We start from the raw sequence: 23,322 nt of genomic DNA, 5'->3' as shown, positions 1-23,322 counted from the left end.
GCTACTTTTGTCCGGTCAACCGATGATGACTATGAATAACAAACGAGTTTGGTTTATAACCGGGGCCTCGAAGGGAATCGGGCGAAGCCTGGTAAAGCAGTTGTTAGCACAGGGCGAACGGGTAGCGGCTACCTCCCGAAACGTGGGGGCTCTGATCGATTCACAACCGCAAAGCCCTGACTTTTTACCCTTAGCCGTTGACCTGACCAGTGATGCCAGCGTAGCAGCCGCTGTTCAACAGGTCGTTGACCGGTTTGGTACGATTGACGTCGTGGTCAACAATGCCGGATACGGAATAGGCGGAAGCATCGAAGAACTGACCGATGAAGAAGCCCGCGCGAGCTTCGACGTCAATGTGTTTGGAACCTTGAATGTGATTCGGCAGGTTATGCCCATCCTGCGGGCGCAGCAGTCCGGCCACATTATCAACATTTCGTCCATTGCCGGTATTACGGCCAACACCGGATGGGCTGTTTATGGGGCCGCTAAATACGCCGTGGTAGGGCTTTCGGAGGTGTTGGCGCAAGACGTACGGGCGTTTGGTATCAACGTAACCGTGGTGGCACCGGGCGCGTTCAGAACGCAGTTTCTGAGTGACGAGTCGATCGTGATGGCAAAGAACCCCATTGACGCATACGAAGCTGTACGGTCCTCTCACGCTTACTACCTAACTCTGGATGGCAAGCAGGCCGGCGACCCGGAGAAAGCGGCATCAGCCATGATTGAGGTGGCATCGGTTCCTGATCCTCCGCTTTATCTCTTATTGGGTACCGATGCGTATCAACGAGCCTTTCACAAGCTGGACGTTATGCGAACGGAATGGGCCGCCTGGGAGCGCTTAACCAAATCGACGGATTATTGATAGCCAATAACTGGTTCGTCATAATCCGGATAGTCCGTCTTACAAGCGTTCGTCTTCCCCAAAAACCAGTCAGGGAGTTTACTGTACTGGCTTTTCGGAGAAGACGAACGCTTCTGTTTAAAGGACCAACTAATTAACTATACCTGTAGTTATAGTTACTGGAACACTTGCCGACACTGTGCTTTGTAGGCGGCAAACTGTTCCTGGTTGACGTATTTGTCGGTCGTTACTTCCAGTAGTTTAGCCCGTTCACTTCGGGTGAAAAAATCCGGTAGGAGGGTCTGTATCGTTTCGAGCGAGGTGCATACCTGGTAGTCGAGCCTGGCATCCTCGGCGGTGTTCCGGGCCGTATAACCGTGCGGTGTTTCGAAATAGCGTTCCAGCTCAGGTTGTCGGCTCGGCCCGTCGATAATCCGAAAGATATGCCCACCGTCATTGTTAAGAAGGACAATGCGCAGGTTAGGCGGTACGGGATTCGACCATAAGGCATTCCGATCGTAAAAAAAAGCAACGTCGCCCACCACAAGTGTCACGATCTGATCGGTTAGTAACGCAGTACCGACCGCCGTACTCAAACAACCATCGATACCACTGACGCCCCGGTTGGCCCAGACCTGAATGTGCTGCTGTTCATCGATGCCGCAGAGATTTGCGTACCGCACGGGCATACTATTCGCCAGGTGTAATACCGACTGCGCCGGCAAGTGATCGAGCACCTGTTGTACCGCCGACCAGTCGGTTAGTCGGCGATCGGTACCGCTGACGGTTTGCCGAACTAGTTTAGCGGCCTGTCGGTCGGCGGTTTGCCACCGGTTGAGAAAGGTGTCGTTTTGATCGGCATCGTCGCCCTGCAAAAAACGCTGGTAATCTAAATCGGCAAATAGTTTGTCGAGGAAAGGCCGGGGTTCGGAGGGGACAAGCGTTGTCAGGGATTGAAATGAATCATTGATGCGGTCAACGGTGGGGTGGATGTGCCAGTGGCGTCGGGCGGGATACTGGCGGAAATAGGTTTTCAGGTTTCGGGTCAGAAAGGAATTGCCTAGGGTAATCAGCAGGTCGGGTCGCAGCGCTTCGGCGTTTGTCGCGTCGATCCCCGCCAGAAACGTATCTGTATGGGTAATAAACTGATCATTGTGGGCCATCGAAGCGGTAATTTCTCCGACGACCGGTACGCCCAGTTCCTCGCTTATTTTCCGAAGAATAGCCAGTAAGGCCGGATCGTAGGGAATCTGCCCCACCGCCAGGAGCGTGCGTTCGCTTTGATCCCATTCATTGAGCAGCTTGTGCCAGGTGTCGGTTGACAGCGTAGGCTGAGCCGGAAGGGTATCGAGTACCCGTACCCGCTCGGCCCGAAACGATTCTTCGGCAGTTGGATAAAAAGGCTCCCGCAGGGGAACGTTGATGTGAACCGGCCCCGGTGCGGGCAGGCGGCACAGATTGATGGCTTCGTTGACCGAGCGTTCGATAAACCAGCGGGCATCGGGGTGGCTGTAATCGGCGGGCAGATCGTAACTCCGCTTGACGTGCGTTCCGAAGATAGTCGCCTGATCGATGGTTTGACCATCCTGCTGGTGCAACCATTCGTGCGGCCGGTCGGCGGTCAGCAGCAGCAGCGGGACCTGCTGAAAATACGCTTCAACAACGGCGGGGGCGAGGTTGTACACCGCACTGCCGGAGGTACAGATCAACGCCACCGGATTTTGGCTTTGCTGAGCCATGCCCAGGGCAATAAAGCCAGCTGACCGCTCATCGGCAACGACGCGCACCCGAAGATGCGGATGGCGGGCGACCGCCAGTGTAAGCGGAGCGGAGCGCGAACCCGGCGCGACCACCACGTCGGTGATTCCTTTCTGATAAAGAAGTTCGGCGATGTTGACAATGGGTTGCAGGACCGGCATAAAGCGTAAAGAGACGTTAGGGCTGCAAACATAACCATTGAAACGGGACAGCGTTCGGCCATCTGTCCTAGATTTTACGTTACTTTGTTTATAGAATTACTTTTTGCCCGAATCCGCACCCATTGGCCTGTTCTTTTTCACCCCACTGATCAATGAAATCGGTCCGTTCTGTCAATCCAGCTAATCCGTCATAAACGAAGCGGAGGCTGGTAACGTTATAGTGTACACCAATCCATTTAATCCGTTAATCCTACTTCATGAACCGAATCACATTTGACAACGAAGAATCCATTCGGGTAAAGTCGCTGGCGGGGGCAGCCCTTATCAACGTCCTGTTGGTGGCCGTTCTCTTATTTGTTCATCTGTCGCAGACCGTTCCCGTTCCAACGCCTATCCAGTTTGTGGAGGTTAACTTCGGAACAGATACGCGGGGAAGCGGTCGCATCCAGACGCACAATAAGGCATCCGATTCGCCCAACCCCGAAGAAGTGAAAGCGTCCGAAAAACGCGAGAATCCGAAAGTAACGATGACGCCCAAGCTGGAAAAGGTCCGGCCCGTTCCAACGCCGAAGGTTGAGGATGCCAAACCCGCCAAAACCGCAACGGAAAAGCCGATTATTGCCAGCAAAGCGGAAAGCCCGGTAACCACGCCCGAACGCCCGGAACCGAAACGAATCGAAACCGCGAAGGTAGCCCCCGCCGAACGGCCTGCTCCACCCGCTCCGACCCGGAAAGCCGAGTCGGTAAACAGTGATGCCTTGTTTAAAAAATCAACCAGCAGCGGAGGTTCCAATGGAACAATTGGCAAAGCATCCGGTGTCGGGGGCAACAACAACGGGGATGACGCCAGTGGCGTTGGGGACAAAGGCAATCCAAACGGTAAAATTGATGCCAAGAGTTTATACGGTACGCCGGGTGGGGCTGCTACGGGCGTTGCGTTTGACGTGTCGGGCTGGTCACTGGCCGGTCGTCCGAGCGTGAACGACGATTCGGATGAAACCGGAAAGATTGTGTTTAAGATTACCGTTGATGGCGAGGGCGAAATTACCCGCGTTCAAACCCAGCAAACAACCGTTAGTCCGTCCGTCGTCGAAGTTTACCGGAAAGCGGTGCAACGGCTTCGACTTCGGCCCAAAGGGGGCGCTACGCCACCCGTAGCCACCGGTACGATTACCTTTATTATCACGTCCAAGTAAATGCAGTATCAGGAAGCGCTCGACTATCTGTACAGTCGGCTCCCCGTTTTTCACCGGATCGGTGCCAAGGCACTCAAGCCCGGATTGACCAATACGCTCCGGTTGTGTGAGGCACTCGGTAATCCGCAACACCAGTTTAACAGTATTCATGTTGCCGGAACAAACGGCAAGGGCAGTACCTCACACATGCTGGCGGCTGTTTATCAGTCGGCGGGTTATCGGGTAGGATTGTACACGTCTCCCCACCTAAAATCGTTTACCGAGCGCATTCGGCTCAATGGTCAGCCGATCGCCGAAGAGGAGGTAGCCGCTTTCGTAACAGCCAATCAGGCGTTGATCGAAACCATCGAACCGTCGTTTTTCGAGCTAACTGTAGCGATGGCTTTCGATTATTTCGCCCGCCAGCAACTCGATGTGGCGATCATTGAAGTAGGCCTGGGGGGGCGGCTCGACTCGACCAACGTGATTACACCGCTGGCATCGGTGATCACCAATATTGGCTATGATCATACCGACGTGTTGGGTGACACACTCCCGCAAATCGCCCGGGAGAAAGCCGGAATTATCAAACCCGGCGTTCCGGTCATCGTGGGAGAAACGCAGGCCGAAACAATTCCGGTCTTTACCGATATTGCTAATTTGCTAAATGCACCACTGACCATTGCCGACCAGCAGTATTTAGTAGAACAGGATGGGGTTTCGGAAGGGCTGCGGCAGCTACGCGTTCGCAACGATACGGCCCCAACGCGGTCCTTGTCGTTGGATTTGACGGGCGGTTATCAGCTTCGGAACGTAGCAACGGTGCTCGCCACAATCGCTGTTTTACAGCCAATATGGCCCGTCTCAATCGAGGCTATTGAGAACGGTTTACGATCGGTGGTTTCACTGACCGGACTGAAAGGCCGTTTCCAGATGCTTCGTCAGGAGCCCCGTGTTATTGTCGATACAGCCCATAATAAACCGGGATTGGAAGCGCTTTTTGCCACGCTGCAAACCATGTCATTTGCTTCGTTGCGAATGGTCATCGGCCTGGTTGCCGACAAAGATCGGACTTCGGTTCTGCTCACCTTACCCACATCGGCTACTTACTATTTCTGTCAGGCCGATTCACCCCGGTCATTACCCGCCGAAACATTGCAAGCGGAAGCACAGGTGCTGGGCCGTTTCGGCGCTTACTACAAGGATGTAAACAGTGCGCTTCAAGCTGCTTTACAGGAAGCATCCCCCAACGATTTAGTGGTCGTTACGGGAAGTAATTATCACATTGCTGAATTAATCGATTTATAACCGTGACTCGTCGCAAACATCATTTCTTTCTGCAAAATGCGGAAAGCACAAACGTCATTGAAGTTGGTAAACCTCTTTACAAAAGCATTAAAGGTCGTTGGCGTGACGACTATTTTACAAACGAAAATCCGCTAATACTGGAGTTGGCGTGTGGGAAAGGTGAATACACCGTTGGCTTAGCGCAGGCGTTTCCCGACAAAAATTTCATTGGTGTTGATATCAAAGGAGACCGGATTGCGAGAGGGTCGAAGATCGCGCAGACCCTGGGTTTGTCGAACGTGGCATTCCTACGGACAGACATTAATTACCTGGAGGAATTCTTTGACGAAGGAGAGGTCAATGAGATCTGGATTACATTTCCTGACCCGCAACCCAGGCCGAAACAAGAGAAGCACCGACTAACGCATCCACGCTTTTTGGCTGTTTACAAACGACTACTTAAGCCTGGTGGATCATTACATTTGAAAACTGACAATCCCGAGCTGTTCGCGTATAGTCTGGAACAAGTTAAAGGCACCGGTTGCTACGATTTACAATCAACAACAGACTTATATCAGTCCAATTTAAATAGAATTCACATCGGTATAAAGACTAAATACGAAGAAATGTTTTTTAATAAAGGCTTTACGATCAACTATTTACAATGTAAAATGGGTGCAGTTTTGTAAACCGCACCCATTTGTAAACTAAGAACCAGAAAGTCTATTTAATAAGGTAAACTAGGTAGGTGACTGGCCTTCCAGCGACTTAGTTTACATTTGTGACTTACTTAAATAGCTTTACGATCAAGTCAGCAACACGGCTTGAGTAGCCAAATTCGTTATCGTACCAGCCCACTACTTTTGCCAGGTTTCCATTAGCAGCTGTCAACTGTGAATCGAATATGCATGAGTGTGGGTTGCCTACGATATCAATAGAAACGATTGGATCCTCCGTGTATTCCAGATACCCTTTCAGCGTCGTTTCCGATGCTTCTTTGATCGCATTGTTGATCTCTTCAATCGTGACTTCCCGTTTCAAAACGACCGTTAAATCGGTCAGCGATCCATCGGGAGTTGGTACGCGGAGTGCGTTTCCGTCTAGTTTACCCTTCAATTGAGGAAGTACTAAACCAACTGCTTTAGCGGCACCGGTAGACGTTGGAACGATTGATAGAGCAGCTGCCCGGGCCCGACGTAGATCAGAGTGAGGAGCGTCCTGCAAATTCTGGTCAGCGGTATAAGCGTGGATGGTTGTCATGTATCCTTTCTCGATACCAAAAACATCATCCAGAACTTTTGCCATTGGCGCCAGGCAGTTGGTTGTGCAGGAAGCATTCGATACGATTGTTTCCTCGCCTGTCAGTGTTTCGTCATTTACGCCTAAAACAACCGTAGGGATGTTTCCTTTAGCGGGAGCAGAGATAACTACTTTTTTAGCACCGGCTTGCAAATGTTGTCCGGCACCAGCTTCATCCACAAAGCGGCCAGTTGACTCAAGAACCACGTCAACGTTTAGATCTTTCCAGGGAAGATTCTTGGGGTCCCGTTCCGCGTAAGCGTTTATCCGCTGACCGTTTACGGTAATACTTTCTTTATCTGACTCGACACTTCCAGAAAACTTGCCGTGTACGGAATCATACTTTAACAGATGTGCTAATGTTGCATTATCTGTTAGATCATTAATCGCTACAACTTCAATGTTTTCCTTTGCTAGTAGTTGTCTGAAAGAAAGGCGACCGATGCGACCGAAGCCATTAATGGCAACGCGTATTTTTTCCATGAACTTAAAAAATAATTTGTTTTGGCCTCAAATATACGGATTAAAGTAGAGGAGATAAAAAGATAAGATATTTAGTAACACCAGGAAGACTATTTTAGCAAATTAGTAAATCAGATTAACACTTTAGTAAATAATATTAGTAAAACTAACAACACTTAGCTATATTTGCGGTTTTCCTAACAACCATAGGAATATACTAAACAAATTGCTAATTTTCGCATAAAATACTACAGGTGAATGCTAATTTTACTAATTTAGTTTTTATTAGCTAAATCTCCTTTGAATAGGAGAGGTATAACTAATCTTCATTTAAGATTATGGTTCTAAGATCGTCGGTAATCATATTGATACAGGTCATTGCTGATTTTTGCCCACAGTGAGGCTCAATTTCTACTATTATTTTTGCATGCATACAGAACACCTAAAGGCTTTATATTCTCTAATATTTCTCTCAAGTCTACTGGGTTTAACTGGTTGTTGATTCTACTTAGAATCAGAGGCACACTGGGTTAGAAGTCTTATCATGACTATTAAATCTGAAATTAAAATCTATACGTACACTTACAGTCCATATCAGTTGAGGGCATACTGGACCAGTGATGACTTTGTTTATTCATTTATAAATGGCTTCATAAAGCTTAAGATAGATGAGAATTTGTCGATCTTAACAGATTTTGTTAACCAAGCGAGTACAATCCCAGCTACTTTACGCGCTTACTAGCAGACCAATAATTTAACACAGTTGTAGATAGTAGAAACATTTATTCTTTTTTTCGCAAAACTACTATCAGTTCGATTTTGTGGTTGCTATATGTAGATGGCATTATTTATGCGACTAGTTAATAGAAGACCAATGATACTTAACTGCTTTAGAACCATCCTTTAAAAACAGTCCTCAAAAATTCTAAGCTATATTTAAACTATACGCGTCTTATTACTATCTTTGAATCGCTAGAATTTATATACCTATATAATATTATTGAAATATAAAAGAATATTCTGCTTATTAGTATATAACACTGAATATGAGAAAGTTATAAGATTATCTATAAACTTTTACTTTAATTGAATGCGTAACGAAATCGAAGCTATTTGGGCTAATCGAGAATTATTAGCTGATCAAAAATCAATTGAGTTGATCAAAGAAGTAATAGATCAATTAGATAGGGGAGTTCTCCGGGTGGCCACTCCATCGACTGATGAACAGGGGGAATGGATCGTCAACGAGTGGGTAAAAAAATCCATACTTCTTTATTTCATTAGTCAACAGATGAAACAAGAGGAGGTAGGAATTTTTTCATTCCACGACAAGATCCCATTAAAAACTAAATTCGCTGAAGCTAAAGTACGAGTAGTTCCACCGGCTGTTGCCCGATACGGTTCCTATCAGGCGCCGGGGGTTATCCTTATGCCTTCGTATGTAAACATTGGTGCTTATGTAGATGAGCGTACGATGGTTGATACATGGGCTACCGTAGGCAGTTGCGCTCAGATTGGTAAAGATGTTCACCTTAGTGGCGGTGTTGGCATTGGGGGAGTACTTGAACCACCACAAGCCGCACCCGTCATTGTTGAAGATGGAGCCTTTATTGGTTCGCGTTGCATTGTTGTTGAGGGAGCTCACATAGGTAAGCGGGCTGTACTCGGCGCCGGAGTAACCATCACTGGCTCATCAAAAATCATTGACGTTACTGGTGAAAAGCCCGTCGAGTACAAAGGAAAAGTTCCTGCTAACTCCGTTGTGATCCCTGGTAGCTATGCTAAACAATTTCCGGCTGGCGAATTTCATGTTCCTTGTGCTATTATTATTGGCCAGCGTAAAGAATCTACAGATTTAAAAACATCCCTGAACGATGCGTTGCGCGAGAACAATGTAACAGTTTAATAGTTTACAAAGTCAGATTTACTTACTTAACCACTAACGTGACAAAAATAAATAGGGGTTACAATTGAATAATAACAATTGTAACCCCTATTTATTTTTGTATTATGTCCGTACATTTACGGCTGTAATTTACGGTACAGAATTTACGTTTATCTTTGTATCGCATATGGTATTCCGTAGACAAAGAAGAATTATGACTATCAATGATAAGATTAAACAGATCCTAATTGAAAAGAACTTGTCTCCGTCTTATTTCGCCGATGAGATAGGGGTTCAGCGGTCTAGCATCTCTCATATATTATCAGGACGAAATCGGCCTAGTTTCGACATTATACAAAAAATAATTCGCCGTTTTCCTGAGTTGGGCTACGAGTGGATTATGGAAGATGAAAGTCAAAACCCGATGCCGTCCCAGGCGTCGTCTATCAATTACTCCACTAGAAATACGATTCGCCCGAACGATCGTCCTGATCGATTTCATCAAGAGGTTTCTTATTCCGTACCGCAGCCTCTAGGCGTAAGAAGCCAGCGCAATGAAATTCCACCAAGTTCGCCGACAGTTCCTATAAATTCTGAGTTTGTCGAGGAGCCAGCCCCGATGCCAACCACAGCAGAGAAGAAGGTTGAACGAATCCTGATTTTTTATACGGATGGCTCATTCCGGGAGTATACATCTACTCATTGACGTTGCTGCCGAAGATAATTAGCTACTAGATTTATTGGAGCTAGTTTCTGGTTATAAACCTCAGTTGAATCAGGATCGTTGATTCGTTTTACTCGTCGGTTTCACCGCCAATAACCAATTGTAGATACTTAGAAAACAGCCTTTAGAGTGCTCTGGAGACTGTTTTTTGTGTTTATGCCCTAAACCCTTGTAAAGCAATACTTTAGCGTTCCACGTGGATAACTTGTCGATCAAGTCACGCAAACCATACGGTTTTGAGCTTAATTTTTTCAACTTGGAGCATGGGATAATTGCTTGCTGAGCGTACGCCAATCATCGATTTTGTTTTTCCTCCGCCAAGGCTATTTGAGCTTGGGATAATAAAGATATTTAATTCAGCTAAAAGCTAGTCTTTACTTTACTCATCAATCCCACGGTAGAGTTCAATCACCTTGTAGCGAAAGCACCCTCTTGGTACTTTTCTTGAGATTAATAAAACTACTTACTTTCATAGCTAAACTAAACATGACCGGTATCATGACAGCTATTCTAGTACAATACGATTTGTTATATAATTTATATTATGTTAAGTAAGATCATCATAAAAGAGGGCCGATACTTTTGGTACCGGCCCTCCTAGTGTTATTCTGCACAGACTACTTTCTTTTCTTCGTACTGTTTTAGAATGTTTTGCAGGTTTGTCAGGTTGTCCGTTACTTCCGCTTCGTCTTTAATCGACTTGGCTTTGGTAAAGTATGGTAACGCCAGTTTGAACTTACCACAAACTTTTCCTTCGATTTCCTTACCCTTAGCCTGATACTCTTTCATATCCATGGCTGACAACTGCTTGTTCAACTCAGCCCCTTCGTTATAATAGTAAACGCCCAGGTTGAAGTTTGCATCGTAGTTATTCGGATCAACAGCCAGCGCTTTCGTATAGTAGTCTTTAGCTAGCCCCATTTGTTCCGTTTGCTTCTGTCTCAGTTCGGTCAACCGCTTTTCCGAGTCCGCGGTAGCCGATGCGTTAGCCGACGCTTCTTTAGCGGCTGCATCCAACCGGGCAATCTCGGCTTTCTGATCGGCGGCTCTTTTCTGAACGTCAGCTAACTGACGCTTCAGTTCCGCGCTCTTTGGCTGCTTCTTGATTAAAGCACTCAGGCGAGTTACCTCACTGCTGTACGTATCCAGCAAACCTTTCGCATCGGCGAGCTGCTTGCCAGCGTTACCGCTTTTCTTTGTTTCGCCTTCCAGCTTCCGAACTTCTTCTTTCGCTTTGGTAGCTGCGTTATCATAAATAATACCCAGGTTTACCAAGTTCTGAACGTTCTTCGGATCTTTCTCAACCATCTGCTTCATTCCCGCGATCGCATCATCCATCCGGTTTGTACGCAGCATGATGTTGACCTTCTCATTCGACAGATCTTTATTGTTGGGGGCAAGTGCTATCCCTTTATCCAAGGTAGCCAGTGCTTTATCCACTTCGTTGTCGCTGCTGTACAGCATCGCCAGCGAACCGTAAATAGACGCGTCTTTACCACCACCAGCGATGTATTTTTCTAACTGGGTTTTTGCGGTAGCGTTATCTTTCAACTGCTGAGCAGCGATCGCTGTATATAACGGTGCCAGCGTATCTTTGGGATTGATATCACCAGCCACGGTCATTGCCTTGATCGCATCAGGATAATTTTTCGACTGGAATTTAGCGACTCCTTGTTGCATGAAAGCACCGTAGAGCGCTTGGCCCTTCATAGCCTCCTCGGCTTCTTTCGCCAGCCGGCCCGGACCACCTTTCTTGTCCTTGTCTAATTCGATTACTTTTTTGTATGCTTCGTACGCGGTGGTAGCAGCACTGGAATCGACGCGGATATATTGAGCCGCGATATTCTGGTACGTTTTAGCCCGATCCATCCAGGTGCTGGCTTTGGTCGACGCTTTCGCGTCCGCGATATCCTTGTCGCTCTTGTCCTTGTCTTTTTTAATGGCATCCATCGCGGCAGCATCCAATGCATTGGCTGCCCCACCCTGATTCTGAGCATAGGCTCCTGCGGACAGGCAACACGCTACGAGAACTGCAATAGCTGATGATTTCATGTGTTAAATGGGGTTGTGTTTTATTTTCAGAAACGAAATTAACGATTCTGTCTGTATAAGCATGACTGACCTTAAATTGTTTGAGCCGCCGGGACAGTATAGACCATCAGTTCCGGCGGCTCAACGCACTCATACTAAATTACTTAAGCGGAAATTTCGTCGGATTCAGTCGCGAGACCGTCCTCTCCCTCCTCCTGCTTAATTTTCGTCACCGACGAAATGGCATCGCCATCGCGCAGACTGATCAGACGAACACCCTGCGTGTTTCGGCCAATTACACTAATATCGGTAACCGGCGTCCGGATAGCGATTCCGGATTTATTGATAATCATCAGATCGTTGTTATCAGCCACATCAAGTATAGCCACCAAACGACCGACCTTCTCAGTTACTTTCAGTGTTCCAACGCCTTTGGCACCACGATTCGTTACTCGATATTCCTCAATTTCTGACCGCTTTCCGTACCCTTTCTCCGAAACAACCAGCAACTGGGCCTGCGTTGAATCAATGCAGACCATACCCACTACGTGGTCCGTGGTGTCTTCCTCATCCAGCGTAATACCGCGTACCCCCGCAGCCGTACGGCCCATCGGACGAACGCGGCTTTCGTGGAAGCGAACGGCTTTACCCGCACTTGACGCGATCACAATGTCGTTATCACCGTTGGTCAGACAAACACCAATCAGCTGATCGTCTTCATCGATCGTAATGGCGATGATCCCATTCTGACGAGGCCGGGAGAACGCTTCGAGCATCGTCTTTTTGATCGTGCCCTGGCGTGTACACATCACAATGTAATTATTGTTGATGTAATCCTCATTTTTCAGATCCGTCACATTGATGACAGCCCGGACCTTATCGTCACCTTCAATATTAATGAAGTTGGCGAGGGGTCTCCCTTTCGAGGTTCGGGAACCTTCGGGTAGTTCGTACACGGGCAACCAGTACAAGCGTCCCTTCTGGGTAAAGGCCAGCAGGGTGTTGTGCATGGTAGCGGTGAAGAGGTGTTCGGTAAAATCTTCCTCTTTCGTGGTAGCTGCCTTCGCTCCCACTCCCCCGCGTCCCTGCGAACGGTATTCGGTCGTCGGCGTACGCTTGATGTAGCCTTCGTGCGAAATGGTGATCACCATGTCCTCATCGGCAATCAGCGAAAGATCACTGATGTTTCCGTCGCCGAGGGCATTGATCTGGGTCCGGCGTTCGTCACCGTAGCGGGCACGGATGTCGAGCAATTCTTCTTTGATAACTTGCCGCTTACGCTCTTCACTAGCCAGAATTTCTTTCAGGTTCGCGATCTCACGCATCAACTCGTCGTACTCGGCCTGTAGCTTGTCCCGTTCCAGACCCGTCAGCCGTTGCAGACGCATCTCCAGAATGGCTTTCGCCTGAACGTCGCTCAGGGAAAACTGCTCCATCAGACCCGTGCGGGCAACATCGGAATCACGGGATGAACGGATCAGGTTAATCACCGCATCGATATTATCGAGGGCGATCAATAATCCCTCTAAGATATGCGCCCGTTTCTCGGCTTCGCGCAGCTCGTACTGCGTCCGGCGGGTTACTACATCGAAGCGGTGCTCGACATAGTACTTCATCATATCTTTCAGGTTCAGCAGCATCGGCCGCCCTTTAACGAGCGCGACGTTGTTGATGCTGAACGACGATTGCAGCGCTGTATGCTTATACAGGTTATTCAGAACAACGTTCGGAATAGCATCCTTCCGCAGATCGTACACCACCCGCAGACCATCGCGATCTGATTCGTCCCGGAACGCGGTGATCCCTTCAATGCGCTTATCGTTGATCAGTTCGGCAGTCTTCTCGAGCATCACCGCTTTGTTGACCATGTACGGAACATCCGTAACAATGATCTGGGTTTTGCCCCGATTTTCTTCGATGGTTGCATTCGCCCGCATCACCACCCGGCCACGACCGGTTTTGAATGCCGACTTAACCCCTTCCATGCCGTAGATCGTCGCGCCCGTCGGAAAGTCAGGGGCTTTAACGTACTGCATCAGTTCCTCAACGGTGATATCGTTATTGTCCAGGTAAGCGACAATGCCATCAACCACTTCGGTCAGGTTGTGCGGAGCCATGTTGGTGGCCATCCCGACGGCAATCCCCGACGAACCGTTGAGCAATAGATTCGGCAACTTCGCGGGCATCACCGACGGTTCTTCCAGCGAGTCATCGAAGTTCGGTTGAAAGTCAACCGTTTCTTTGTAAATATCAGTCAGCAACTCTTCGGCAATCCGCTTTAACCGGGCTTCGGTATAGCGCATGGCCGCAGGCGAGTCGCCGTCAATCGAACCAAAGTTCCCCTGTCCATCAACGAGCGGATACCGCAACGACCAGTCCTGGGCCATACGAACCATCGTGTCGTAAACGGACGAATCACCGTGCGGGTGGTATTTACCCAATACCTCCCCGACAATACGGGCTGATTTCTTATGAGGTTTATTGTAATTAACCCCCAGTTCGGCCATACCAAAAAGCACCCGACGGTGAACCGGCTTCAGGCCGTCACGAACGTCGGGGAGGGCACGCGAGATAATGACCGACATTGAATAATCAATGTAAGCCCCACGCATTTCGTCCTCAATGTTAATGGGAATAATGTTACTGGGCGATTCGAGGTCGGGATTTTCTTCCGCCATATTCTAATAGGAGTTTCGCAGAAAATTACTATTCCGGTTCAGCCTGTACGCTTAAACCGCTTTATAAACAAATATACAAATTTTTCCGGAGAAAAGCGAATTATACGGCAGAATTGGCTTAAATTGACGGAGGAAGCACAAAAGCACGAGCGGATAAATGGCAAGCAGCCAACGCTCTAACGTCTAGATGAAATACAATTCTATTTCAACGAAAATATACCCGAAACAGCCCGCATCCGTCAGCCGATTCCCCTATACGTCTTCCTAGACTTTGATGCGCGGATCAAAAACAAAGGGTTCGGTTCGAAGCAGTTGAATCTGTGAAAAATCGGGATGGGACGGACTTAACAGGTAATTCCATTCGTTCGGAATAATGGCCGACGGAACCCGCAACACCGCCGTACGCCCTTGCCTGAGCCACTCCCCTCCTAGCCGCTGACAAGCATCGTACTGTTGGAAATCGAACCAATCGGTGGGCAGCGATTCGGGTAGGATTGTTTCTACACGCAACGCTTCTGGAACATCGATCACCATCACCCGGAAGTTCTCCTGCAATCCTTCTCCGCTCCGGTGGACCACGTTTTCGAGACAGGCCAGCGCGCGGGTAGCAGCGGTATAAATCACAAATTGATTCCGCTCATTCCAGCGGGCAGCGCCACCGGATGCCACCAGACGGTCGGCATACAGGGCTTTCGTAATTCGGTAGACAAGCATGGTAAGCAGGCTAGTCCGTTAGGCCAGATCGCCGTATTCGATACGGATTACTTCGTCCATAATCAAATCGATGCCGCCCGACGTATGCAGTAGATCAAACGGGACCTGGTTTCCCAATCCGTAAGCCGGTTTGTCCATCCAGCGCCGAAATGCCGCTGCCGAACCAAAAACCGATTCCCCCGTCTGAAAGAGCGCTCTAATTTTAAGCACCTTCTCACTGTCCTGCGGGTTGAGTTTTTTATTTTCCCGTTCGTACCGTTGAAACGTTTTTAGGGACGTATCAAAAACTTCGGCCAGCTGTTCGCGCCGGTAGCCGGTCAGATCAGCAATTTCGAAGAAACCGATAGCCGGTACCCCCTTGAGGGCCGAGAAAACAAGCGCGGTGCGGTCAAGAACGGTCATACAACAAATATAGGAATTTTGTCTAACGAACAAAGAATTTTGTCTACCCGTTCCCATTCGACGCGATAATACCTCCCGCTATAAACTTCCGGCTGCATCAGTAGTTTATACCAAGACGAATGTTCACAACGAAACCGTTTCTACTTGATATGAAAACGACCGTAACAGCAGCCAGTCTTTTCCTGGCTATCGGCCTTACCTCACTGAGTATGGCCCAATCAACAACGGGTGGCAAAAGCGGTGGCTCGACTGCATCGACGGGGTCGGGGTACCTGACCGAAGGTCAACGCGTCACGACCAGCAGTCCGAATAGCATGACTATTGACGACGAAGGGGCTTCCCGTGCGTATATGTATGTGCCACCAACCGCGAAAAAAAACCGCTCGGCTTCGCCCGACGGTTCCGGCACGACCAAGAGTAATTCATCAGCCAAACAACCAGCCGCTACGGGGAAAGGAAACCCATCGTCGGGCAAAAAAAAGCAATAGATAAACAGCAGAATTCTGAAAGCCGTTTTCACAAAAAAGCCCCGCTATGGACTATAGCGGGGCTTCGTATTTTTGATCAGGAATCGATGATCGAAACTACTTATAGTTTGGGCTCCCAGCCTTTTTCGTACTCACGGCTCCACAGCTTCATGGCGTCCCGATCCTGGATGTGTCCGTTCTTTGGATCTACCGCAAACGGCTTGTTGGTCCGGTAAGCAATGTTAGCCAGATGACACAGCAACGTGCTCTTGGCTCCTTCTTCAATGGGCGAGTTCTGTTTTTCTTTCCCCCGGATAGCCTCAAAGAAATTAACGACGTGCCGAGTGGTCATATCACCGCCACCGCCAAGCGCGGTTCCGGCTTCGGAGCCTTTCGATTTGCTGTCTTTAATCGCTTTACCGTCCCGGTTATAGAGCGTGTAGCCATCCCGGTCCACGTAAACGGTTCCGTTGGTACCGTAGATAATCGTGCCCCGGTCGCTTCCGTAGGTTTTATGGCCGTTCCGGCTCTTGCCGTCCCACTTGATGATTTTGTCACCAGGAAACCGGAAAGTCGCATCCATCGTATCGTACACCGCCCAGCCGTCCTCGGCAAAATACCGCTTGGCAGCCTCAACCGTTACGTATTCAGGATAGTCGACCTGCAAGGCCCAGCGGGCTACGTCCAGTTCATGGGTAGCATTGTTGCCGCTTTCAGCCGTACCGTACAGCCAGCCATACCAGTGCCAGTTGTAATCCCAAGTGTCGTGGGTGTATTCCATACGGGGAGCTGGTCCCTGAAACAAATCCCAGTCCAGCCCTTCCGGAACGGGCGCTTTCTTCGGGATGGGCACCTCGCCCCGCGCACTCGCGTAGAACGCTACCGCTTTAAACGGCTTACCGATAGCACCGTTGTGAATCTGATTGATGATGTCGATGGATTCCAGCGCCGAGCGTTGCTGGTTACCCATCTGAATGACCTTCTTGTATTTCTTCTGAAAATCGACCAGTAGCTCGCCTTCGCGGGGATTATGGCTACAGGGTTTTTCGACGTACACGTGTTTACCACCCTGCACCGCCATCCAGGTACCCGGCGCGTGCCAGTGATCGGGAGTCGCGATGAAAAGCGCATCCACATTTTTGTCGGCAATCACTTTGCGAACGTCGTTCTCCAGTTTTGGTTTGTAGTCGATGTGTTTCGAAAATTTCTGGAGCGCCGACTCCCGCTGCTTTTTCATCACATCACACAAATACACCAGTTCGACGTTACTGTCTTTTTTCGAGATGGGTTCGTAGTACGCGCCCAGCCGCCGACCCAGCCCGACAATGGCCAGGTTTAGTCGTTCATTGGCCCCAATTATTTTCGCGTAGCTTTTCGCCGACATACCCGTCGCCAGTCCGCCAACGGTTAGCCCGGCGGTGCTCAGGGCTGCTTTTTTTATAAATTCTCGTCTCGTTGTTTCCATTCTTGCAGGTTGATTAATACGTGAGTGAGCGACCGAACGGTTCTACGATTTTCGCTTGTTGGTTCGGGTGGCATCGCAAACCCCTTTGAAGTACCCGACCGATTCGGCAATACCCGCCAGCGGATCTTTCATGTCTTTTTCGTACTCCAGACTACAGGAACCGTCGTATTTGACTTTACGCAGCATATCCACAAAAGCCGGAATATCGATTACGCCCCGGCCCAGTTCGCAGGTTTTTCCTTCCTTGGAAGCCGCCGTCACGTTTTTGAGGTGAATATCGAAGATGCGTTTGGCGTAGGTTTGCAAATCCGCTACCGGATCATCGCCGTTCCGCCGGTCATGGCCCATGTCGAAACAGAAACCGATGCGGGCATCAAGGTTTTTGATGGCGTTGTGAATAGAAACGGCATTGGGGTACAATTCGATGTCGGGGCCGTGGTTATGGATAGCGAACCGAAAATCGTACTCTTTTACTTTCTTATCCACATAAGGTAATAAGTCGGTATTCGGCACGCCAATGATAAGCTTCACGCCGACTCGTTTGGCATAGGCAAAGGCATTATCAACCTCCTGCGTGGTTTTCATGTAGATAGGCCCAACGGCATAACCCGTCACTCCCGCCTTGGCCAGCTTTTCGTGGAAGGCCGTAATCTGTTCGGGTGTGCTATTCAGCGGAAGATGAAAATCCTTGATGCACAGATAATGGACGTCCGTTTTCTTCATCATCTCCAACGCCTGATCCAGGCTGAAATGAACAAATGTATACCCCGCCATGCCTAGTTTGAACAGGTCTTCACCGGGAGCGTGGTGGGTTTCGGTAATTCGTCCGGAAGCCATTGCCACCGGGCCTACTGTGGCCAGGGCAACCGTGCCTCCCGCATTTTTTAGAAACGATCGTCGCGTCGTCATTACTACAAACTGGTAAGTTTTTGGGCTATCCCAGGTAAGGTAAGGCCGATGTACGTGGTTTTTACTGATGCGGGCCCTTTGTTTTGGTTATGAATGCAACAGATTATTGCTTTGGTGCAAGAAAGAGCCGATTCTGACCCGTTGGCCCGTAGTAGCCACCAATAAAAAAGCCCCGCTAAGTTTCCTCAGCGGGGCTTCCTGTTTTAGGAGCTTATTTTACTTCTTCGTAGGGTACGTCCGACACATTATCGCCGGTTGGTTGTCCCTGGTTACCGGGGTTCGGGTTTCCACCGTCGAAACCGGCACCATCCGTTGGACCACCCGCGCCGTTAGTCGCGTTGTACAGATCCGTCGAAGCAGCCGACCAGGCCGTATTCAACTTTTCCAGGGCTGCGTCGATGGCCGCTACGTCGCGCGAACCGTGTGCGGTGCGCAGTTGACCAAGGGCCTCTTCGATCGCCGTTTTGTTGTCCGGAGTCAGTTTATCACCGTACTCTTTCAGTTGTTTCTCGGTCTGGAACAACATCGAGTCAGCCTGGTTGACTTTCTCAATTTTTTCGCGTTCCGCTTTATCAGCCGCTTCGTTGGCTTTCGCTTCTTCACGCATCCGGTTGATCTCGGTTTCGGTCAGACCGCTCGACGCTTCAATCCGAATTTTCTGTTCTTTGCCGGTACCTTTATCTTTAGCCGTTACGTTCAGAATACCGTTGGCATCCACGTCGAAGGTTACTTCGATTTGCGGAACACCACGCGGTGCGGGTGGAATGTCCGACAGGATGAACCGACCTAACTGACGGTTTTGAGCCGCCATCGGGCGCTCCCCTTGCAGGATGTTGATTTCCACGCTTGGCTGGTTGTCCGAAGCCGTCGAGTACACTTCCACTTTCTTGCTCGGGATGGTTGTGTTGGCTTCCACCATTTTGGTGAACACGCCACCCATCGTTTCGATACCGAGCGACAGCGGGATAACGTCGAGCAGCAACACGTCTTTTACTTCACCGGTCAATACACCACCCTGAATCGCAGCACCAATGGCTACAGCTTCATCGGGGTTAACGGCTTTAGACGGTTTCTTACCGAACAGTTTTTCGACTTCGTCCTGTACTTTCGGAATCCGGGTCGAACCACCCACCAGAATCACTTCGTCAATCTGGCTGGCCGACAAACCCGCATTTTTCAGGGCACGACGGCAAGGCTCCAAGCTCCGCTGGATCAGCGTATCCGCCAATTGCTCAAATTTAGAGCGGCTCAGCGAACGCACCAGGTGTTTGGGGATACCATTCACCGGCATGATGTACGGCAGGTTGATTTCCGTCGACGTCGAGCTTGACAACTCTACTTTTGCTTTCTCGGCGGCTTCTTTCAGGCGTTGCAGGGCCATTGGGTCCTGGCGCAGATCGATGCCTTCGTCTTTTTTGAACTCATCGGCGAGCCAGTCGATGATCACCTGGTCGAAGTCGTCACCACCGAGGTGCGTATCACCGTCGGTTGATTTTACTTCGAATACGCCATCGCCCAGTTCAAGGATAGAAATATCGAACGTACCGCCACCTAAGTCGAATACCGCGATTTTCTGATCCTTATCCGTTTTGTCCAGACCGTAGGCCAGAGCCGCAGCGGTTGGTTCGTTGATAATCCGTTTTACGTCGAGACCAGCGATCTGACCCGCTTCTTTGGTCGCCTGACGCTCCGCATCGTTAAAGTAAGCCGGAACCGTAACTACAGCTTCGGTTACTGTTTGACCCAGGTAATCTTCAGCCGTCTGCTTCATTTTTTGCAGAATCAGCGCCGAAATTTCCTGTGGTGTATATTGACGGTCGCCGATACGAACGCGTGGGGTTCCGTTCGGGCCGTTTTCGATGTCATATGCGACGTTTTTCGCTTCGTTTGTTACCTCGTTGAAGCGCTTACCCATGAAACGCTTGATCGAGGAAATTGTATTCTTGGGGTTGGTGATGGCCTGACGTTTGGCGGGTGCGCCGACTTTCCGTTCGCCGTTACCGTTATCCATAAACGCGACGACCGACGGCGTCGTCCGTGCTCCTTCTGAGTTGGGGATCACGACGGGCTCGTTGCCTTCCATCACGGCCACACACGAGTTTGTGGTGCCTAAGTCAATACCAATAATCTTTCCCATAACTGCCAACAAATGTTGTGGTTTAGTTTCTTTGTTTCTGTGTATACTCTGACAGACATGATCTATCTATCAATAGAAATGCCAGCGGGGAAAAATGTTTGAATTGCTGTCAGATTGGCAGAGCAATAAGCCTAAATGGGCCAGAATGACGTTTCAGGTGGACCTGCCCGTTTACAATGTGGCAGACCAGCGGCAGAAATTAGCCCCGAAAAAAGCTTACCAACCCGTGAGGCCATAAAAGAGCGCGCCCGTCAACGTACCGAGTGCCATGCCCAGGATCACTTCAGACCAGGTATGCCGTTGCAACACCAGTCTGGAAGCAGCAATAAGTAAGGCTAACGCAATGGCTGCCATTCCAACTGGTTTATTCGATGACCAAACGACCCAGGCCATAAAAAGGGCAACCGATGTGTGCAGCGAAACCTTGTTGAAAAAGTTTACTCCATACGCACAGATAACCAGCAACAGCGCGCTCAGCATCCCCAGACAAAGCACTCGGGATTGATTCGTAGCGAACAGCGCAATAGTCACGAAGGTCAACAACCCAATCACTCTGGGATAAAGTCGGTAGCGCTCCTGCCGATTCGACACATCAGCGTTTGTGTATGTACCCCGTTTCGTCAGGCGATGCGTATGCCAATAGACCGGCACAACCACACCACCCGCCAACAGACCGCAAACCCATACCGCTTGACCGGCGGGTAAGTACTTCCAGGCAAGGAAAGCGGTAATGCAGAACGACAGACACAAGGGGTGACCGACAACGGAGAAGACAGTGGCTGCTTTGACAAGCCAGGAGGACGTGTTCATAAGCGGTGGCGATGGGAAAAATCGCAGGTGTCGTTTAGCCCATGCCTCTCAAAGATAGCGTTTGAAAGCGCTGACGCACAAAAAAAGACCCTGCACAGAACAAGGCAGGGTCTTTTTTTGTGCGTCAGCGCTTCTGTTCAGCTTTTACCGAATAGTCCGCCCAGCATATCGCTTAGTCCGCCACCCGACTGTTGTTTGGGCTGCGCTTGCGCATTGCTTCCGCTCATCATCCGCATCAAGTCGCTCATGTCGAGTTTACCATCGGCCATAGCCGACTGCGCCATGCTCATCCAGTCGGTACCCTGTTTGCCCGTAATTGAACCAACGACGTCGTTCGGATTGACCGAATGGTCATTGGGGTCCTGCGCTTTCTGGCTAAGCTTACTCAATACGATGGGAACGACGGCGGCTGCAATAGACATGGCGACCTGGGGAGAGATTCCCAGTTTCTGAAACAGATTCTCCTGGACCGTTTTCTGAACGCCCTGGTTCACCTCTTGCTGAGCCCCGCTATTTCCGGTCAGCATACCGATCAGATTTCCCAGACCACCACCCTGGGCCTGCTGTTGCAAACCGCTCAGAATGCCCCCCGATACGGCCTGGAACGCGTCTTGATGCTTGTCGCTTGGAATAGCGGTATTGCTGGTGATGGCAGAGCCCGCTTGCTGCTGAACCAGATTCATCAATGTTTCTAACATGACTCTATGAATTTACGATTAATGGAAGATAGAATAACCTACTCCCTATGTGAAAATTAACTAGCGTCCGACAACGACTTGGACCAGAATCCTTTACTTTGCCGCGAATTAGCGTACACTCTATGACGAACGAAAACTCAAAAAGTAGCGATCAGCCTGCCGAAAATCGGACCGTAAGCGATCAAATCAACAGCGTATTGCCTGATTTGCTTTATCCCAGCGAATCCGATGAGCCGGTTGAGTTCGTTACGTGTTATCTTAACCAGGAAGAACCACTAACTGTTAGCCAGATTAAAGACTGGCAGATGCTTCCTCCTGAAATTCACGTTGACGAAGTGCCGGAAAATGAATTTTGGGAGCCCGTCATAACGGAGCAAGACTGGTACGGCGACGAAGAAAAAACGCGGACCACGAAATTTCAACAACTAAAGCAATTGCTGGAAAAGGAGCTAACGGATCGGCAGGTATTCTACGCCGGACAAACGGAAATCGACGTTTTTCTACTCGGCAGACAGGCCAACGGCGAGCGGGCCGGGATCAGGACAAAATTGGTACAGACATAAAAAAAGCGCGGAGCCTACCCTACCAGCAAGCTCCGCGCTTTCAAAACGATTCCTGTTTACTTTACTTGCTCCACGACGGCGGCAAATGCTTCCGGGTGGTTCATGGCCAGATCAGCCAGTACTTTGCGGTTGAGTTCGATGCCCGATTTGCTCAAGGCACCCATCAGTGCTGAATAGGACATACCGTTGATCCGGGCACCCGCGTTGATCCGCTGAATCCACAGACTACGGAAATCCCGTTTTTTGGCACGGCGGTCGCGGTATGCGTAGCCTAAGCCTTTTTCGACAGCGTTTTTAGCAACTGTCCAAACATTTTTACGCCGACCGAAATAACCTTTGGCCAGCTTCATTACTTTTTTCCGACGCGCCCGTGAGGCAACGTGATTGACGGAACGTGGCATATTAATGCGTGTTTTTTGACAACTGGCGACCGTCTGACGGGTACTTTAAGGCCAGGCATCGGGTGAAACGTAAAACCAAGACGCAACTGCGTCTCTTGTTAACTTAGACGTTCAGCAGGGCTTTGATCCGACGCTCGTCAGCTGGGAATACCAGCGTATCGTGCACCAGGTTGCGCTTCTGTTTGGTCGTCTTTTTCGTCAGGATGTGACTGTGGAAGGCGTGCTTCCGCTTGATTTTTCCGGTGCCAGTCAGCTTAAAACGCTTCTTGGCCGCCGAATTGGTTTTAACTTTTGGCATTTCAGTAGACCGCTTTGTATGGAAAATTAAGTAAACAGGCCGCAAAGATACGAAAAAATAAACGCAATCGACCAACTTAGGCCAATTAGCTTGCGTCAATGAATCACACCAACCGCCTAGTCGATATCGGCCCGTTTGTCAGGAACCCGACGCAGCA

Annotated in this window: 21 protein-coding genes; 8 read left to right on the top strand and 13 right to left on the bottom strand. The window is 49.5% G+C overall.

What is annotated here, in order from left to right; translation table 11 throughout:
- The first annotated feature begins 31 nt into the window (after positions 1-31).
- Complete coding sequence (locus M0L20_RS19585) at positions 32-862, top strand: oxidoreductase (RefSeq protein ID WP_248478662.1); 831 nt, start codon at positions 32-34, stop codon at positions 860-862.
- Positions 863-1,017: 155 nt separating this feature from the next.
- On the opposite strand, the gene menD is transcribed toward M0L20_RS19585, so the two are convergent.
- Entirely contained in the window at positions 1,018-2,760 is a 1,743-nt protein-coding gene (menD, locus tag M0L20_RS19580) for a 2-succinyl-5-enolpyruvyl-6-hydroxy-3-cyclohexene-1-carboxylic-acid synthase (protein WP_248478661.1), read from the bottom strand.
- Between the two features lie 257 nt (positions 2,761-3,017).
- On the opposite strand from menD, the gene M0L20_RS19575 reads away from it, so the two are divergent.
- The 3 genes from M0L20_RS19575 to trmB are packed head-to-tail and all read left to right on the top strand — an operon-like array spanning position 3,018 to position 5,911.
- Complete coding sequence (locus M0L20_RS19575; RefSeq protein ID WP_232558286.1) at positions 3,018-3,956, top strand: energy transducer TonB; 939 nt, start codon at positions 3,018-3,020, stop codon at positions 3,954-3,956.
- A complete protein-coding gene (locus M0L20_RS19570) occupies positions 3,957-5,243 on the top strand; it encodes a bifunctional folylpolyglutamate synthase/dihydrofolate synthase (RefSeq protein ID WP_248478660.1) in 1,287 nt (428 codons plus the stop codon).
- A gap of 2 nt (positions 5,244-5,245) precedes the next feature.
- Complete coding sequence (gene trmB / locus M0L20_RS19565) at positions 5,246-5,911, top strand: tRNA (guanosine(46)-N7)-methyltransferase TrmB (protein WP_248478659.1); 666 nt, start codon at positions 5,246-5,248, stop codon at positions 5,909-5,911.
- Positions 5,912-6,008: 97 nt separating this feature from the next.
- On the opposite strand, the gene gap is transcribed toward trmB, so the two are convergent.
- Positions 6,009-7,004: a type I glyceraldehyde-3-phosphate dehydrogenase gene (gene gap, locus M0L20_RS19560; RefSeq protein ID WP_232558283.1), complete on the bottom strand. Its 996-nt coding sequence runs from the start codon at positions 7,002-7,004 to the stop codon at positions 6,009-6,011.
- Positions 7,005-8,073: 1,069 nt separating this feature from the next.
- On the opposite strand from gap, the gene M0L20_RS19555 reads away from it, so the two are divergent.
- Entirely contained in the window at positions 8,074-8,889 is an 816-nt protein-coding gene (locus M0L20_RS19555; RefSeq protein WP_248478658.1) for a 2,3,4,5-tetrahydropyridine-2,6-dicarboxylate N-succinyltransferase, read from the top strand.
- A 193-nt stretch (positions 8,890-9,082) separates the two neighbouring features.
- Positions 9,083-9,574: a helix-turn-helix transcriptional regulator gene (locus M0L20_RS19550; RefSeq protein ID WP_232558281.1), complete on the top strand. Its 492-nt coding sequence runs from the start codon at positions 9,083-9,085 to the stop codon at positions 9,572-9,574.
- 621 nt (positions 9,575-10,195) lie between these two features.
- Here the strand turns inward: M0L20_RS19550 and M0L20_RS19545 are convergent.
- The 4 genes from M0L20_RS19545 to M0L20_RS19530 all read right to left on the bottom strand — a co-directional run bounded on the left by M0L20_RS19545 (position 10,196) and on the right by M0L20_RS19530 (position 15,417).
- Complete coding sequence (locus M0L20_RS19545; protein ID WP_248478657.1) at positions 10,196-11,644, bottom strand: tetratricopeptide repeat protein; 1,449 nt, start codon at positions 11,642-11,644, stop codon at positions 10,196-10,198.
- Positions 11,645-11,787: 143 nt separating this feature from the next.
- Entirely contained in the window at positions 11,788-14,301 is a 2,514-nt protein-coding gene (gyrA, locus tag M0L20_RS19540) for a DNA gyrase subunit A (protein WP_248478656.1), read from the bottom strand.
- 264 nt (positions 14,302-14,565) lie between these two features.
- The gene (locus M0L20_RS19535) at positions 14,566-15,015 is read right to left on the bottom strand and encodes an RES family NAD+ phosphorylase (RefSeq protein ID WP_248478655.1); all 450 of its coding nucleotides are present in this window, start codon (positions 15,013-15,015) and stop codon (positions 14,566-14,568) included.
- 18 nt (positions 15,016-15,033) lie between these two features.
- Entirely contained in the window at positions 15,034-15,417 is a 384-nt protein-coding gene (locus M0L20_RS19530) for an Xre family toxin-antitoxin system antitoxin (RefSeq protein WP_248478653.1), read from the bottom strand.
- Positions 15,418-15,566: 149 nt separating this feature from the next.
- Here M0L20_RS19530 and M0L20_RS19525 point away from each other — a divergent pair, with 149 nt between their 5' ends.
- Positions 15,567-15,905 carry a hypothetical protein gene (locus M0L20_RS19525; protein WP_248478652.1) on the top strand — a complete coding sequence of 113 codons (339 nt, stop codon included), beginning with the start codon at positions 15,567-15,569 and terminating at the stop codon, positions 15,903-15,905.
- Positions 15,906-16,005: 100 nt separating this feature from the next.
- Here the strand turns inward: M0L20_RS19525 and M0L20_RS19520 are convergent, their stop codons facing one another.
- The 5 genes from M0L20_RS19520 to M0L20_RS19500 form a co-directional block, all read right to left on the bottom strand.
- A complete protein-coding gene (locus tag M0L20_RS19520) occupies positions 16,006-17,349 on the bottom strand; it encodes a Gfo/Idh/MocA family protein (protein WP_248478650.1) in 1,344 nt (447 codons plus the stop codon).
- A gap of 42 nt (positions 17,350-17,391) precedes the next feature.
- Positions 17,392-18,258 carry a sugar phosphate isomerase/epimerase family protein gene (locus M0L20_RS19515; RefSeq protein ID WP_248478648.1) on the bottom strand — a complete coding sequence of 289 codons (867 nt, stop codon included), beginning with the start codon at positions 18,256-18,258 and terminating at the stop codon, positions 17,392-17,394.
- Positions 18,259-18,469: 211 nt separating this feature from the next.
- Entirely contained in the window at positions 18,470-20,395 is a 1,926-nt protein-coding gene (gene dnaK / locus M0L20_RS19510; RefSeq protein WP_232558273.1) for a molecular chaperone DnaK, read from the bottom strand.
- Positions 20,396-20,611: 216 nt separating this feature from the next.
- Positions 20,612-21,205 (bottom strand): phosphatase PAP2 family protein, encoded by a 594-nt coding sequence (locus M0L20_RS19505; protein WP_248478647.1) that lies wholly within the window; start codon positions 21,203-21,205, stop codon positions 20,612-20,614.
- Between the two features lie 137 nt (positions 21,206-21,342).
- Complete coding sequence (locus tag M0L20_RS19500; protein ID WP_232558271.1) at positions 21,343-21,903, bottom strand: DUF937 domain-containing protein; 561 nt, start codon at positions 21,901-21,903, stop codon at positions 21,343-21,345.
- 122 nt (positions 21,904-22,025) lie between these two features.
- On the opposite strand from M0L20_RS19500, the gene M0L20_RS19495 reads away from it, so the two are divergent.
- Positions 22,026-22,466 carry a nuclease A inhibitor family protein gene (locus tag M0L20_RS19495; RefSeq protein WP_232558270.1) on the top strand — a complete coding sequence of 147 codons (441 nt, stop codon included), beginning with the start codon at positions 22,026-22,028 and terminating at the stop codon, positions 22,464-22,466.
- 56 nt (positions 22,467-22,522) lie between these two features.
- On the opposite strand, the gene rplT is transcribed toward M0L20_RS19495, so the two are convergent.
- Together rplT and rpmI are read right to left on the bottom strand one after the other, a co-directional pair.
- A complete protein-coding gene (rplT, locus tag M0L20_RS19490; RefSeq protein ID WP_232558269.1) occupies positions 22,523-22,867 on the bottom strand; it encodes a 50S ribosomal protein L20 in 345 nt (114 codons plus the stop codon).
- A gap of 103 nt (positions 22,868-22,970) precedes the next feature.
- Positions 22,971-23,165: a 50S ribosomal protein L35 gene (gene rpmI / locus M0L20_RS19485; RefSeq protein WP_162384346.1), complete on the bottom strand. Its 195-nt coding sequence runs from the start codon at positions 23,163-23,165 to the stop codon at positions 22,971-22,973.
- Positions 23,166-23,322 lie beyond the last annotated feature (157 nt).

The organism is Spirosoma liriopis (genome assembly GCF_023196085.1).
In the GTDB taxonomy this organism is placed as follows: domain Bacteria; phylum Bacteroidota; class Bacteroidia; order Cytophagales; family Spirosomataceae; genus Spirosoma; species Spirosoma oryzicola.
The sequence above is the reverse complement of the archived record's forward strand: the minus strand, read 5'-3'. Positions and strand labels throughout refer to the sequence as shown.